This is a genomic window from Nonomuraea sp. NPDC050547 (assembly GCF_044457345.1).
Lineage (GTDB): Bacteria > Actinomycetota > Actinomycetes > Streptosporangiales > Streptosporangiaceae > Nonomuraea.
The window spans coordinates 45,066-59,146 of record NZ_JBITGW010000033.1; the positions used below are offsets into that span (position 1 = coordinate 45,066).

The 14,081-nt window shown below is 72.4% G+C and carries 15 protein-coding genes; 7 read left to right on the forward strand and 8 right to left on the reverse strand.

From position 1 onward, the window contains the following. Positions 1–2 precede the first annotated feature (2 nt). The 3 genes from ACIBHY_RS51785 to ACIBHY_RS51795 form a co-directional block, all read right to left on the reverse strand. A complete protein-coding gene (locus ACIBHY_RS51785; RefSeq protein ID WP_397310695.1) occupies positions 3–728 on the reverse strand; it encodes an MOSC domain-containing protein in 726 nt (241 codons plus the stop codon). Positions 729–892: 164 nt separating this feature from the next. After that, positions 893–1,522 carry a MarR family winged helix-turn-helix transcriptional regulator gene (locus tag ACIBHY_RS51790; RefSeq protein WP_397310696.1) on the reverse strand — a complete coding sequence of 210 codons (630 nt, stop codon included), beginning with the start codon at positions 1,520–1,522 and terminating at the stop codon, positions 893–895. Between the two features lie 66 nt (positions 1,523–1,588). Then, positions 1,589–1,936 (reverse strand): DUF6223 family protein, encoded by a 348-nt coding sequence (locus ACIBHY_RS51795; protein ID WP_397257251.1) that lies wholly within the window; start codon positions 1,934–1,936, stop codon positions 1,589–1,591. A gap of 198 nt (positions 1,937–2,134) precedes the next feature. Here ACIBHY_RS51795 and ACIBHY_RS51800 point away from each other — a divergent pair, with 198 nt between their 5' ends. Then, entirely contained in the window at positions 2,135–3,337 is a 1,203-nt protein-coding gene (locus ACIBHY_RS51800) for a sensor histidine kinase (RefSeq protein ID WP_397310697.1), read from the forward strand. Then, entirely contained in the window at positions 3,334–4,011 is a 678-nt protein-coding gene (locus ACIBHY_RS51805; RefSeq protein ID WP_397310698.1) for a response regulator, read from the forward strand. Before ACIBHY_RS51800 ends, ACIBHY_RS51805 begins: the two co-directional genes overlap by 4 nt. A gap of 24 nt (positions 4,012–4,035) precedes the next feature. On the opposite strand, the gene ACIBHY_RS51810 is transcribed toward ACIBHY_RS51805, so the two are convergent. The 4 genes from ACIBHY_RS51810 to ACIBHY_RS51825 all read right to left on the reverse strand — a co-directional run bounded on the left by ACIBHY_RS51810 (position 4,036) and on the right by ACIBHY_RS51825 (position 7,705). Then, positions 4,036–5,277 (reverse strand): RNA polymerase sigma factor, encoded by a 1,242-nt coding sequence (locus tag ACIBHY_RS51810; protein WP_397310699.1) that lies wholly within the window; start codon positions 5,275–5,277, stop codon positions 4,036–4,038. Further along, positions 5,274–5,612 (reverse strand): YciI family protein, encoded by a 339-nt coding sequence (locus ACIBHY_RS51815; RefSeq protein WP_397310700.1) that lies wholly within the window; start codon positions 5,610–5,612, stop codon positions 5,274–5,276. The genes ACIBHY_RS51810 and ACIBHY_RS51815 overlap by 4 nt, the downstream gene beginning before the upstream one ends. 41 nt (positions 5,613–5,653) lie before the next feature. Then, positions 5,654–6,052, reverse strand: coding sequence for a VOC family protein (locus ACIBHY_RS51820; protein ID WP_397310701.1), 399 nt, complete (start codon positions 6,050–6,052; stop codon positions 5,654–5,656). Between the two features lie 123 nt (positions 6,053–6,175). Continuing rightward, on the reverse strand, positions 6,176–7,705 hold the full coding sequence (locus tag ACIBHY_RS51825) for a phosphodiester glycosidase family protein (RefSeq protein WP_397257261.1): 1,530 nt from the start codon (positions 7,703–7,705) through the stop codon (positions 6,176–6,178). A gap of 246 nt (positions 7,706–7,951) precedes the next feature. Between ACIBHY_RS51825 and ACIBHY_RS51830 the strand changes: the two genes are divergently transcribed. Genes ACIBHY_RS51830 through ACIBHY_RS51850 form a run of 5 tightly spaced genes read left to right on the forward strand, consistent with a single transcriptional unit; the run spans position 7,952 to position 13,362 of the window. Beyond that, entirely contained in the window at positions 7,952–9,217 is a 1,266-nt protein-coding gene (locus tag ACIBHY_RS51830) for an extracellular solute-binding protein (protein WP_397257263.1), read from the forward strand. Between the two features lie 35 nt (positions 9,218–9,252). Then, the gene (locus ACIBHY_RS51835; protein ID WP_397257264.1) at positions 9,253–10,068 is read left to right on the forward strand and encodes a carbohydrate ABC transporter permease; all 816 of its coding nucleotides are present in this window, start codon (positions 9,253–9,255) and stop codon (positions 10,066–10,068) included. Then, positions 10,065–10,883, forward strand: a complete 819-nt coding sequence (locus ACIBHY_RS51840) for a carbohydrate ABC transporter permease (RefSeq protein WP_397310702.1) — start codon at positions 10,065–10,067, stop codon at positions 10,881–10,883. Before ACIBHY_RS51835 ends, ACIBHY_RS51840 begins: the two co-directional genes overlap by 4 nt. 60 nt (positions 10,884–10,943) lie before the next feature. Continuing rightward, entirely contained in the window at positions 10,944–12,110 is a 1,167-nt protein-coding gene (locus tag ACIBHY_RS51845; RefSeq protein WP_397257268.1) for an ROK family protein, read from the forward strand. A gap of 10 nt (positions 12,111–12,120) precedes the next feature. Next, positions 12,121–13,362: a Gfo/Idh/MocA family protein gene (locus ACIBHY_RS51850; RefSeq protein ID WP_397310703.1), complete on the forward strand. Its 1,242-nt coding sequence runs from the start codon at positions 12,121–12,123 to the stop codon at positions 13,360–13,362. A 109-nt stretch (positions 13,363–13,471) separates the two neighbouring features. Here the strand turns inward: ACIBHY_RS51850 and ACIBHY_RS51855 are convergent, their stop codons facing one another. Continuing rightward, positions 13,472–14,074 carry a TetR/AcrR family transcriptional regulator gene (locus ACIBHY_RS51855; protein ID WP_397257272.1) on the reverse strand — a complete coding sequence of 201 codons (603 nt, stop codon included), beginning with the start codon at positions 14,072–14,074 and terminating at the stop codon, positions 13,472–13,474. Positions 14,075–14,081 lie beyond the last annotated feature (7 nt).

The window sequence follows — 14,081 nt, forward strand, 5'->3', positions numbered from 1 at the left end:
CCTTAGTCGTGTCGTGGATTGGGCGTGGATGAGGTTTCGGCCGCGTGGAGCGAGCCGTGCAGGCGTTCCGCCTGGTCGTCGAGATGCCCGTCGAGGCGGTCGCGGAGCACGCCCGCCCAGGAGGTGGGCAGCACCTGCGGGTGGTCGAGCAGCCGCCGGGCGGCCGCCCGGTCGGCGCGGTCGACGTTGAGTACGCGGTGCGCCTCGGCCGCGGTGACGCCGTGTCCGGGACGGGAGAGCAGACGGATGTGGTCGCCGGCGGCCAGGTGGCCGGGGCGCAGGACGCGGCAGTAGAACCCGGTCCTGCCGCTGCGCTGGGTCAGGACGGCCAGGTCGCGGACGCCGTGGTGGGCGGCCAGCTTGTAGCAGGGCCGGCGCGGCTGGGTCACCTGCAGGACGACGGTTCCGACGGCGTAAACCGATCCCAGCACCGCGTCGCTCTCGACGATGCCGGAGATGGTGAGGTTCTCGCCGAACGCCGGCGGCGTGATCGGGCCGAGCCGCGGTGCCCAGGCCCGGTAGTGCTCGCCGGGGTAGAGGAGGACCGCCTTGTCCGGTCCGCCGTGATGTTTGCGGTCGGCCTGCTCGTCGCCGGTCAAGCCCAGCCTGGTGACCTCGACCGGGCCGTGGACGGGAGTCTTCTCGATGCCCGACGGCACGGTACGGCCGCGCCAGGACAGCGGCCGCACGGCGCCGGTGGACACGACCAGTACGCGTCCGCCGGTCATGACCAGGACTTCCGCGACTCGAACGAGACGTGCTGAACCACCATAAGCCTCCTGTCGGTTGTGGCGCCTTCAGGAAGCATGCCACAATCTTGTTAGGAGTCCTACCTACTTACGGGCAAGCAGCGGCGGGCGTTGTTCGGCGACACCGCGCGCGGACCGGCGGGCTACGCCGTGGCCGGCTCGTGTTCGGGGCAGTCGATACGCAGGTCGGCCAGGGGCAGCGGCGCCCGAAGCAGGTGGCAGTGGTGTGGCGCGGCGGGGTCGGCGTGGGCGTCGGACTCGAAGAAGCGGCAGGTCGTACACGTGCGCACGACGCTCACCACGCCCCGGCGCTGCAGGTCCGCGATCACCCGCAGCAGGCTGTGCAGCGTCGTGGCCCGGTCGGCGGCCGGCAGCCTCGCGAACGCCTCCAGCAGCGGCCCGTCCCATGGCGCGAGCCGCCGCGCGACCTCCTGGCCGTCGTCGGTCAGGCTGAGCAGCCGCCGGCGCCCGTCGGGGCCGGGCGAGCGCGTCACGAGCCCCTTGCGCTCCAGCGCGGCGACGGCGTCGGACAAGGTCGGCGAGGTGACGTCGAACTCCGCCGCCAGCGCGCTCACCTCCCGGCGGGCCGCCGGCATGCGGACGAGGGCGAGCACCGCCTGCTGCTGCAGCGGAGACAACCCGTGCTCGCGGGCGCTGCTCTGGGCGAGCGAGCGCAAACCGTGCCCGAGGCGCTCGACGGCGTCGGCCAGCCGCCGTTCCAGGTCGTCTCCCGCGCCATGCTCCAGGCTGCCCACGCCGTCCGTCTCCGTCATGTACCCGCCCGTAAAGATAGGACTCCTAACCCAACCAGACTACAGTCCCGGCGCTCCGGGCCGGGGTCAGGTGGTGCGGCGGGTCCGGGCCGCGGCCACGCCGCCGAGAACCAGGGCGACCAGCCCGACCGCCAGGTCCACGAAGCCTCCGACGATGCCGTAGCCGGTGCCGGGCCCACCCTTGGCGGCGGCCACCACCAGAGCGCCGATGACCATGCAGGCCGCCCCCGCCACCAGCGCCACCACAGCCCCTCTCCTCCGAGGAGCGGTGGATCGGGCCAGAGCCAGCCCGCCGACGACCACGCCGGCCAGCCCTATCACTGCGGCGATCACCGACCAGAGCCGGCCGGAGGTCAGGTCGTACGCGCCCACGGGCTGCGCGAGAACGGTTGCGGTCAAGGGGTGGACGGACATGGGGATCCTTTCGGGGGCGTGGTGCGCTACTCGCGACGATTCGATCGTCTCCGCGTCGAAGCGGCGGCGCCTGCGGCAGGGGATGGCGGCCTCTACGCCCTCCGGCGCGGCCGGCGGTGACCCGTCTACGCTCGTTGTCGTAGGCGCTCGCGCTCTGGGGCGGAGTGTTCCGGCGGGCGGCGACCATAGGATCGCGGCATGGAACACCGCGGCGTGCCGTTGCGCCCGCCCGCATGGGCGCAGGAGGCGCTGCTCGCGCTGTTCGTCACCGTGATGCAGGTTCAGGGCACGGTCGTCCGCAATGCCGGCGAGGTGGTGCAGCGGCCGCTCACCGACCTGGGATACGCGGGGTACGGCCTGCTGATCGCCGGCGGCCTGGCCCTCGTGGTGCGCCGCCGGTGGCCGGTGCCGGTGTTCCTCACCACGGCGCTGGCCAGCCTGGTGTACTACGGCCTGGACTTCCCCGACGGACCCGGCTGGCTCGCCCTTTTCGTCGCCCTGTACACCCTCACGGCCTACGGTGACGGGCGGCGGTCGCTGGTGATCGCCGGTGCGGGCATCACGGTGCTCACCGTCGTCTGGCTGGCCGCCGCGGCCGACATCGAGCCGCGCGCCGCCATCGGCTGGGTGTTCTTCCGCATCGGCGCCTCGGTGATGAGCGCGGCCCTGGGCGAGTCCGTCCGTTCCCGGCGGGTGATCGCGGCCGAGGCTCAGCAGCGCGCCGAGCGTGCCGAACGGACCCGTGAGGAGGAGGCGCGGGCGCGCGTCGACGCCGAGCGGCTGCGGATCGCCCGCGAGGTGCACGACACGGTCGCGCACGCCATAGCGATCATCAACGTGCAGTCCGGTGTCAGCGCGCACGTGCTCGACAGGCGGCCGGAGGTGGCGCGCGAGGCGCTGCGGGTCATCGAGCAGACGAGTTCGCGGGCGCTGGGGGAGATGCGGGCCATTCTCGGGGTCCTGCGCGGCGACGACGGGGACCACGACGGGCGCGCGCCGTACGCCGGACTGGGACAGATCGGCGAACTGGCCGCCAAGGCGCGCGCGGCCGGACTCGACCTCGAGCTTGAGGAGATCTCACCCGCGATGCCGGTGCCGAGCGCGGTGAGCGGCGCCGCCTACCGCATCCTGCAGGAATCGATCACCAATGTGATCCGGCACGCCGGCCCGACCCGGGTGACGGTGGCGCTGACCGCCGGCGCGGAGGCCCTGGAGGTGCGCGTGCGCGACGAAGGGCGCCGGACCGTCGCGGGCCCGGACGGCGGGCCCGGACGGGGCATCCTCGGCATGCGCGAGCGCTGCCTGCTGCTGGGCGGGGAGCTCGAGGCCGGTCCGCTTCCCGGAGGCGGGTTCGAGGTCCATGCCCGGCTGCCTCTCCTCCCGAGCGGTTCACGCGCGTGAGCGCGGCGGACCACGCTCCGATCAGGGTGCTGCTCGCCGACGACGAAGGTCTGGTGCGGTCGGGCTTCAAGGTGCTGCTCGACCTTGAAGACGACATCACGGTCGTGGGCGAGGCCACCACCGGCGCCGAAGCGGTCGAGCGGGCCCGCGCCCTGCGTCCCGACATCGTCCTGATGGACATCCGCATGCCGAGGCTGGACGGCATCCAAGCCACCGCCCAGATCGCCCGGACGCGCGGCCTGGAAGAGGTTCGTGTCCTCATCCTCACCACCTACGACACCGACGAGCACGTCTTCGACGCTTTGCAGGCCGGGGCCAGCGGCTTCCTGCTCAAGGACGCGGGACCGGCCGAACTCCTGCACGCCATCCGGGTGATCGTCGCCGGGCAGGCGCTGCTCGCGCCACGGATCACCCGGCGCCTCATCGGCCAGTTCACCGCGCGGCGCCGAGCCGCCCAGGCCGCCGAGGAACGGCTCGCCGTGCTGACCGACCGCGAACGCGAGGTGCTGGCCCTGGTGGGCCGGGGCCTGAACAACGACGAGATCGGCAGGGAACTGTTTCTCAGCCCGGCCACCGCGCGCACCCACGTCAGCCACGCGATGACCAAACTCGGCGCCCGCGACCGCGCGCAACTGGTCGTCATCGCCTACCAGACGGGCCTGGCCGACCGCTGACGCCCGAACCGCCGGCGGCCTCGCTCAGGTCCAGGTGAGCCGCTCGGTCAGCAGCGCCTGCTGGGCGGGGTTGGTGGTCAGCTCCAGTGCCCGCTCGTCGCAGGCCCGCGCCTGCCCGGCCCGGCCCAGCTCGCGTAGCAGCTCGGCGCGGGTGGCGTGCCAGAGCGCGTAGGTGGCCAGGTCGTGCTCCAGCGCGTCGACCTCGGTCAGCGCCACCGCCGCGCCGTGCACCTGGCGTACCGCGATCGCCCGGTGCAACCGGGTGATGGGCGAGGGAGCGAAGTGCGCGAGCATGTCGTAGAGCACCAGGATCTGCGCCCAGTCGGTGTCGGCGAACGACGGCGCCTCGGCGTGGCAGGCCGCGATCGCCGCCTGCAGCTGGTACGGCCCCGGCCGCCGGTGCGCCCGCGCCGCCCGTGTCAGCAGCGTGGCCGCCTGCTCGATCGCCTGGTGGTCCCAGCGGGAGCGGTCCTGGTCGCCCAGCAGCACCAGCCGGCCGCGGTCGTCGAACCGGGCCGGGCCGCGGGCCCTGTGCAGCCGGATCAGCGCCAGCAGCCCGGCCACCTCCGGCTCGCCGGGCACCAGGTTGGCCAGCAGCGCGGCCAGCCATTCGGCGTCGTCGACCAGGTCACGCGCCTGGGCCCGCTCGGGAGTGCTGGACAGGTAGCCCTCGTTGAACAACAGATAGACGACCGACAGCACCGAGGCCAGCCGCTCCGGCAGTTCCTCGGCCTCGGGGACACGGTAGGGGATGCCGGCCTCGCCGATCTTCTTCTTCGCCCGGGTGATCCGCTGGGCGACCGTCGTCTCCGGCACGACGAACGCCGCGGCGATCTGGGGCACCGACAGCCCGCACACCACCCGCAGGGTGAGGGCGATCCTGGCCTCCGGGGCCAGCGCCGGATGACAGCAGGTGAAGATCAGCCGCAGCCGGTCATCGGCCTCCTGCGGCTCCGGCCAGCGCAGCTGAGCCAGCTTGGCCCGGTAGTTCGACTCGCGCCGCAGCACGTCCAGGCCCCGCCGCCGGGCGACCGTGTACAGCCACGCCTGCGGCCGGTCGGGAACCCCCTCCACCGGCCAGCGGCGCAGCGCCGTCTCCACCGCGTCCTGCACCAGATCCTCGGCGGCCGAGAAGTCGCCCAGCAGCGAGATCAGGCTCGCCGCCAGCCGGCCCGCGTGCTCACGCAGCACCTGCGCGAGCACGCGCCCGCTGTCGCCGTCCGGGTACTCCCCGGTACGTGCGGGCGGGTCGTCGGGGCCGGTCATGAGACGGGGCGGATCTCCACGATCGGGCACGCCGGCCACGAGCGGGCCAGCTTCAGCACCTCGTCCAGGTCGGCCACCTCGACCTCGGCGAACCCGCTCACCACCTCCTTGCCCTCGATGTACGGCCCGTCGGTGACGACCGGCTCGGCACCGTCCAGGCGCATGGTGGTGGCGGTGTGCACCGGCGCCAGATGCACATGGTGGGTGATCACGGCGGCGTTGTCGGCGAACCACCGGCCCACCGCCTCATACGCCTCGCGCTGCTCCAGCTCGCCCATCTCCTCCAGCTGCCGGGCGAACCGCTCGGTCTCGATGAACATCAGCACATACTTCATCTCTGTTTCCTCCCGCTTGTCGATGATGTACCCGTGAGCGCTCAGCCGGTCGGCAACGTGGCGTACAGGTCGACGCCGCACCCGTCCGGGTCGGCCACCGTGGCATAGCGCATGCCCCAGAAGGCGTCGAACGGCTCGGCGATCACCCGGTACCCGGCCTCGGCGAGCTCGCGGTACTTGGCGTCCACCCCGGCCGGGGTCTCGAACTCGAAGCACAGCAGCGTGCGCGGCCCGCCGGACGGCTTGCTCCAGCCGGGCAGGAACGGGGTGCGAAATCCCTCGGTGTCGAGCATCACGTGCAACCCGCTGGGCAGGTCACAGCCGGCGTGCTCCGGCGAGTACTCGTCGATCTTGAACTCCAGCCCGAGCCGGCCGTAGAAGGCGATCGAGGCCCGCAGATCGGACACCACGATGCCGATGATGTTGAGCGTCGGATTCATGACGCGCGCTCCCTGTGTGCTCCCGGGGGGCCTGTGGACCGGCCCCTTCACCAGGACGACGATCGGCGGGATCCTCGATACGACACCTGCGCACGTGTTCCGGGCGGCCGGGATCTCCGCTCGCTACGGCCGGACCAGGATGACGTTGCCGAGCGAGCGCTGGCCCGCCGCGTCCGAGGGACGGTTGACGATGCCGGTTCCGGCGGTGGCCATGACGCTGGAGCCGCCGCCGTCGAGGTTCATGGCCTCCACCGCGCCGAGCCGTTTCATCAGCTCGGCGGTCTGCGCGATGCCGAGCCCTTCGCTGTAGCCGGCCTGGCGGCCGTCGACCACCACGAGCATCAACCGGCCGCGCGCGTCGACGCCGATCATGGAGCGCGGGTTGGCGCGCACGGTCCAGTTGTAGGTGAACGTCTGGTCCGCGCCCTCACGGATCAGGCCGTCGGCCCCGGCGTTGACCGACGTCCGCCCGTCGCGGACCAGAGTGGGCCCGACCTGCAGGATCGTGGTGCCGGGGGTGAGGGGGACGCGGTGTCCCCGGCTGTCCTCGACGCGTTCCGAGACGGTCAGCCGCCGTCCCGGCCTGGCGTGTTCGAGCAGCCAGGCCGTGCTGTCGCCGATGGCCTGGATGACCGACCCGCCGGGCGGGACGCTCGCACCGCGCGTGGTGTTGACCGCGAGGACCCTGCCACGCGCGTCGAGCAGGGCTTCGGCGCCGTCACCCTGCGGGGGAACTCCCCACTCGGGGGTGAAGCGCACCAGCTCGCTGGCGTCGGTGCACTTCAGGTCGTGCTGCGGCTTCTGCGTGGGCTGGTCGCCGCCGACGCCGCCGCAGTTCCAGATCTCGCCCGGCACCCGGTTGACCCCGTCGAGCTCGATCGACTCCCTGCCCGCGCGCAGGGTCACGCGTGCGGTGTACGCGTCGACGTCGACCCTCCGGCCGCCATGGGTGATCTTGATGCCGCCGCGGCCCTGGGTGGCGGAGCCGAGAAGCCTGCCGTCCTTGACGTACAGCCCGCCCGGGGCGCTGTTGTAGAACCACTGGGCGTTGATCCCGGCCGCGGCGCCGCTCGCCGCCATCAGGTCCGTCAACGTCTCCGCGCCCTTCAGCGCCGGACCGAAGTCGGTGTCCACGGTGCCGCGGAACCGGCGGAAGTCGACGCGCAGCACATGGACCTTCTGCGGCGCGCCCGGGTCGGCGCCGTCCTGCGCGGTGTAGCGGGTGCCGCCGGCGAAGCCCGCCGCCTTGACCTGGGCCAGCGCCGTCGCCGCCGCGCCGCTGGTGGGGTAGCGGCCCAGCCGTACGATCCAGCCGAGCACGCCCGCCGGACGGTCGGCGAACTCGGGCAGGTCAACCTGCTCCAGGCGGGGTTCGAAGCCCTTGTCCCGCAGCGCGGCGGCGACCCGGTCGGCGATCTCCTTCGAGCCGAGCGCGGTCGCGGCCGTGCCGAGCGGGCCGTCGATGGTGGCGGGGAGGTAGACGTGCACCGTCCAGACGTCGTCGGTGTCCTGCGCGCCCAGCGAGAGCGTGCTCAGCGTCACGCCCGGAGGGAGCGGCGCGGGGGCCGCCGCCGCGGGTGCCGCCGCGGCGGCGGGCAGCAGGACGGCGAGCGCCGCCAGGCACGTCAAGGCGGGTCCAACTCTGTGCTGCATGGGCGTCCTTCTGGTCTCTGGCCGTCGTGAGGCCTCATTGACTACCGGTCTCTCGGAGCTGCCGTCAAGACGATGTACGGGGGCTGCGCCGTACCGCCGCCGCCGAGACTGACCGCGTACACGCGCCGTTCACCCCATCTGACCTGCGCGGTCGCTGACGCTTGACGACGGCGCCACACGACCCTATTCTTCCGGGTCAATTAATAAATGTCATTAAAAAAAGCCTCTCGCCCCCGGAGGACCCCCATGAAGAACCCGCTTCGCCTGGCCGCCGCGGCGCTCACGGCGCTGCCGCTGGCCGCGTGCTCCGCCGGGAGCGAGGGCCCCGTCACGCTCACCTGGTGGCAGGGCCCCAACGCCGAAACCCCCACCCAGGCAGCCGTGGCCGCCTGCACCCGCGACGGCAAGTACGCGATCAAGGTCGAGACCCTGCCCGAAGGGTCGGACAAGCAGCGCGAGCAGCTCGTCCGGCGGCTGTCGGCGAAGGACAGGGCGGTGAACCTGGTCACCATGGACGTCGTCTGGACGGCCGAGTTCGCCGAGGCCGGCTGGATTCTGCCGCTCCCCGCCGCCACCGCCGACACCGTCACGCGGGGCACGCTAGAGGGCGCGCTCAAGTCCGCGACGTGGAAGGACAAGCTGTACGCCGCGCCGCTGCTGTCCGGTTCGCAACTGCTCTGGTACCGCAAGTCGCGCGCCCAGCGGGCGGGCATCGACCTGGCCAAGGGCGAGCCGACCTGGGAACAGCTGCTCGCGGCCGCCGCCCGGTTGCCCGAGGGCGAGCGCGGCGTGGCCACGCCCGGCAACCGCTACGAGGGCTACACCGTCTTCGTCAACGCGCTCGTCGCCTCGGCGGGCGGTCAGATCGTCGACGCCGGCGGCAGGCCCGCTCTCGACAGCGACGCCGGACGGGCGGCGGCGGCCGTCATCGGATCCCTGGCCACCGGCCCGTCCGCGCTCAAGGGCATGAGCACCCTGGACGAGGAGACCATGCGCGCCGCCTTCGAGAAGGGCGAGGCCTCGTTCATGACGAACTGGGGCTACGTCTACGCCGCCGCCGCCGAACGCGCCCGGAAGGAGCCGGCGTTCAAGAAGGTCTTCGACGACTACGGCTGGGCCCGCTACCCGAGGGTCACGGCCGGGCAGGCCAGCGCACCCCCTCTCGGCGGTTCCAACATCGCCGTCGGGGCCGGCACCCCCGAGGACCAGCGCGGCAACGCCTTCGCCGCCCTGACCTGCCTGACCTCCGAGCAGGCGCAGAAGGGCTTCATGACGCGGGCGGGCATCCCCGCCGCGCGCGCGGCGGTCTACGACGACGCGGAGATCCGCGCCGCGTTCCCGTTCGCCGACGTGATGCGCGACTCGATCGCCGAGGCCGCGCCCCGTCCGATGGTCCGCAAGTACAACGCCCTGTCCACCGCCGTCCAGACGGCCTTCCACCCGCCCGCGTCGGTGTCCGCGGAGACCGCGGCCAAGGCGAACGCGGCCGTCACCGAGGCGGTGGGGAGCTGAACGGGGCGCGCGCCGAGCGGCGGCTGGGCCGGCTCATGGCCGGGCCCGCGCTGCTGCTCATGACGGCGGTGACGGTCGTGCCGATCCTGCGCACCGCCGGGCTGTCGCTGGAGCGCTACTCGCTGAGCGCCCCGGACGAGCGCGCGTTCGCCGGGCTGGACAACTTCCGCGAGATCCTCACCGCACGGGACTGGTGGCAGGACCTCGCCGCCACGATCGTGCTGACCGTGACCAGCGTGGGCGTCGAGTTCGTGCTGGGCTTCGCCCTCGCGATGGCCATGCACAAGGTCCTGTGGGGCAGGCGGCTGCTGCGCACGGTCGTGCTCGTGCCGTACGCGGTGCTCACGGTGGTGTCCGCCTTCGCCTTCCGCTTCGCCTTCCAGCCGTCGGTGGGGTTCGTCGGCGGCGACTTCAACTGGTTCGGCGAGACCTGGTCGGCCTACACCGTGATCGTGCTCACCGAAGTCTGGAAGACCACGCCGTTCATGGCGCTGATGCTGCTGGCCGGGCTGGTCACCGTGCCCGGCGAGGTGTACGAGGCCGCGAAGGTGGACGGGGCGGGCGCCTGGCAGCGGTTCTGGCGTGTGACGGTCCCGTGCGTACGGCCGGCGATCATGGTCGCCCTGTTGTTCCGCACCATGGACGCCTTCCGGATCTTCGACACCGTCTACATCCAGACCCAGGGCGCGGTCGGCACCGAGACGTTGTCGTTCCTGAGCTACCGCTTCCTGATCAGGGACCTGGAGGTCGGGCTGGGCTCGGCCGTGTCGGTGCTGCTGTTCGTGTGCGTCGCGCTGATCGCGAGCGGCTTCGTCAGGGCGTTCCGATCCGAGCTGGGAGGCGGGCGATGAGCCGTCGCGTCGGCGACCCGCTGGTCACCATCGTCGTCGCGGTCTGGACGCTGGCCCCGCTGGCCTGGGTGGTCAGCCTGTCGCTGAAGCCGCCCGCGCTGCAGAACGACGGCCGCTTCCTGCCCGCCTCGCCCACGCTGGACAACTACACCGGGCTGTTCACCAAGCCGGTGTTCACCAGCGCGCTGGGCAACTCCGTGGGCATCTCGCTGGTGGCCACGGGCGTGTCGGTGCTCGTCGCGGTGCTGGCCGCGTACGCGATCGCCCGCCTGCGCTTCCGGGGCGGACGCCTGGTGCTCGGCGTCGCGCTGAGCCTGACGATGTTCCCGGCGATCGCGCTGGTGGGCCCGCTGTTCACGCTGTGGACGGACATCGGCCTGTTCGACACGTGGCTCGGGCTGATCATCCCCTACGTGTCGTTCTCCCTGCCGCTGGCGATCTGGCTGATGACCGCCTTCTTCCGTACCATCCCGTGGGATCTGGAGGAATCCGCGCAGATGGACGGCGCCACCCGCCTCCAGGCGCTGGTCAGGGTGATCCTTCCGGTCGCCGCGCCGGGGGTGGTCACCACGTTCCTGCTCACTTTCCTGGCCTGCTGGGGCGAGTTCCTGTTCGCGATCTCGCTCACCTCGACGGAGTCCTCCCGTACGGTGCCCGCCGCCCTGGCCTTCTTCACCGGCGACTCGGAGTTCCAGCAGCCGTACGGCGCCATCGCCGCGGCCGCCCTGCTGGTGACCGTGCCCGTCGTGATTCTCGTGCTGCTCAGCCAGCGCCGCATCGTCGCCGGGCTCACCTCCGGCGCGGTCAAGGGGTGATCTCATGCGGGAACTCGCCGATCTTGCCAGAATCACCGGTGTCTACCCGAAGGTGTATCCATGACCGCTTCCGCGACCGCCCCCCTGCTTCGCCGGCTCAACGCCGAACGAGTCCTCGACGTGCTCAGGGAGGTCGAGGCGATCCGGCACACCGAACTCGCCGACGCCGCGGGACTGTCCCGGCCGACGGTCGACGCGGTGATCGAGGACCTGCGGCGGATCGGGCTGATCGCCGAGGTGGAGGACGACACTCCCGGACGGCGCGGCCGTCCCGCCCGGCTCGTCCGGCTGAAGGCGGAGAACGGGCATGTCGTCGGCATCGACATCGGGGTCCACAAGTGCATGGTCTCGGTGGCGGACCTGCGCGGGACCGTCCTGGCCACCGAGGTGCGGGCACTCGGTCAGGAACTGGGCCGCAAGGCGCGGCTGGACGGGGTCCGCCGTGCCGTACGTGACACCCTGAAGCGGGCCGGCGTCGAGCGCTCGGCCGTACTGGCCGCCTGCACGGCGACGCCCGGCATCGTCGACCCCCGCACCGGGGTGGTGCTGACCTGCGACGTCCTGCCCGAATGGACGGGCATGAACCTGCGGGCCGAACTGGGACGCTCCTTCGCCGCGCCCGTGCTGGCCGACAACGACGCCAACCTCGCCGTGGTCGGCGAGCGCTGGCGCGGCGTCGCGGCCGAGAGCCAGGACGTCATCTACGTGCTGGCCGGTGAACGGCTGGGCGCGGGCATCGTCTCGGGCGGCCAGGTCTTCCGCGGCCATGACGGGGGAGCGGGGGAAATGGCCTTCCTCAGCCTGCTGGAGCACACACCCGGAGCCGAGGGCATCGGCGCGCTGGCCACCAACATCGGCAAGGAGGTCGTGGCCCGGCTGCGCGAGCACACCCACGAGCTGACCGGTGACGCCGCGCTCCTGCTGGCCGCCGCCCGTGACGGCGACGCCGAGGCCCAGCAGGTGCTCGAACAGATCCTCGCCCGCATGGCCAGGGCGGTCGGCACCCTGGCACTGCTCCTGAACCCCGAGCTGATCGTCATCGGAGGCGGTGTGGCGGCGGCCGGTGAGCAGATCGCCGAGCCGATCCGGCGCAGGCTGCCGCAGATGACCTCCCTGCCACCCCAGTTGAGGGTCTCGCTGCTGGGCGACCGGGCGGTCACCGCCGGCGCTCTGCGCACCGCGCTGGACGCGGTCGAGAGTTCCCTGCTGGACGACCTGAACACCTGAGTGGAGAAGCATGTCACCCGTGTCCTTGGCCATCGCCGGAGCCGGAGACCGCGGCACCGGATACGCCCGGTGGGCGCTGGCGCGGCCCGAGCAGGCGCGGATCGTGGCCGTCGCCGACCCGGCGGCGGAGCGGGGCCCGGCCCTGGCCGCCGAGAGCGGCGCCGAGCACTTCACCGACTGGCGGCACCTGGCCGGGCGGGGCAGGATCGCCGACGCCGTGGTGATCGCCACCCAGGACGGTGAGCATGCCGAGCCCGCCAAGGCCTTCGCCGAGCTCGGCTACCACATCCTGGTGGAGAAGCCGCTGGCGCCGACCGAGGCCGAGTGCCGTGACATCGTCGCGGCCGTCGAGAAGGCCGGCGTGATCTTCGCCGTCTGTCACGTCCTGCGGTACGCGCCCTACACCGACACCGTCAAGGCGGTGCTGGACTCCGGGCGCATCGGGGAGATCGTGTCGGTCCAGCACCTCGAGCCCGTGGGCTTCTGGCACCAGGCGCACTCCTACGTGCGCGGCAACTGGCGCCGCGCGGACCGGTCGGCGTTCATGCTGCTGGCCAAGTCGTGCCACGACCTCGACTGGCTGCAGTACGTCGTGGGCCGCCGCATCCGGCGGGTCTCCAGCTTCGGCGGGCTCCAGCACTTCCGCGCGGGCAATCGTCCGGAAGGGGCCACCGCGCGATGCCTGGACTGCGGCGTCGAGCCGGAATGCCCCTATTCGGCCCCGCGGCTGTACTTCGGCCGGTTGCGCGAGGGGCGGCACGGGTGGCCGCTGAGCGTGGTCACGCCCACCTTTACCGAGGAGGCACTCACCGGCGCGCTCCGGGACGGTCCTTACGGCAGATGCGTCTACGACTGCGACAACGACGTCGTCGATCACCAGGTCGTCGCCATGGAGTTCGACGGCGGGGCCAGCGCGACGTTCACCATGACCGCCTTCACCACCGGGGGGCACCGCCGTACCCGGATCTTCGGAACGCGCGGCGAGCTGTCGTGCGACGGCGAGCATGTGCGGGTCGACGACTTCCGCACGGGCGCCTCGTCGGTCATCGCGGTGACGCCGGACGGGGACGCGACGGCGGGCGGCGGCCATGCGGGCGGCGACGAGCGCCTCATGGCCGCGTTCGTCGCCGCGGTCGCCACCGGCGAGCACGACCGGATCCGCTCCGGCCCCGCCGAATCCCTCGCCTCCCACCTTGCGGTCTTCGCCGCCGAACGAGCCAGGCTCACCGGCAGGACCATCACGGTGGAGTGAGTTTCCCGGCCCGCCGTCCCACAGGGAGATCTCGCCGCTCTCGGCGCAGGTGGCCAGGAGCGAGCCGTCGGCGGAGAAGGACAGAGCGTTGCGCCGGCCCTGGGCCGTGTCAGCCGGTCGCCGCGGAGGCGGTCGCCCCTCGCGTCGCGAGACGTACGAGCTGGGACAGGTGGCCGGCGGCGCGCAGGAGGGGAAGGTCGTCGCGCCGGACCCGGCTGAGCAGTTCGGCGCCCTCCAGCGTGCTGATGACGGTGCTGGCCAGCTCGTCCGCCGTCTCTGCGGGGACTCCCGAGGCCTGGATCGAGGTGCTGACGAGCTGCTGCCAGTGGGCGAGCGCCTCCTCGGCCGCCTGCTGGATGCCCGGCACCCGTCCCACGGTCTCCAGCGCCGTGACCGCCACCGGGCAGCCGTCGACCCAGGACGAGGTCTTGAGCGAGGACACCATCAGATGGGCGCAGGCGGCGACGCCCTCCGCCGGATCGGCGCTGGTGGCCATGCCCTGGCTGAGCAGGTCGGCGTACTCGGCCGCGCCGTGGCGCAGGGCCTCGACCGCGAGCTCCTGCTTACCGCCGGGGAAGAAGTGGTATACCGAGCTCACCGAGGCTCCGGCCGCCTTCGCGATGGGCTTGACGGAGGCGCCCTCGTAACCCTGCCGCTGCAGCAGTTCGGCGGCGGCCCGCACGATCCGCGTGCGCGTGTCCTGGGAGTGCATGATTTCA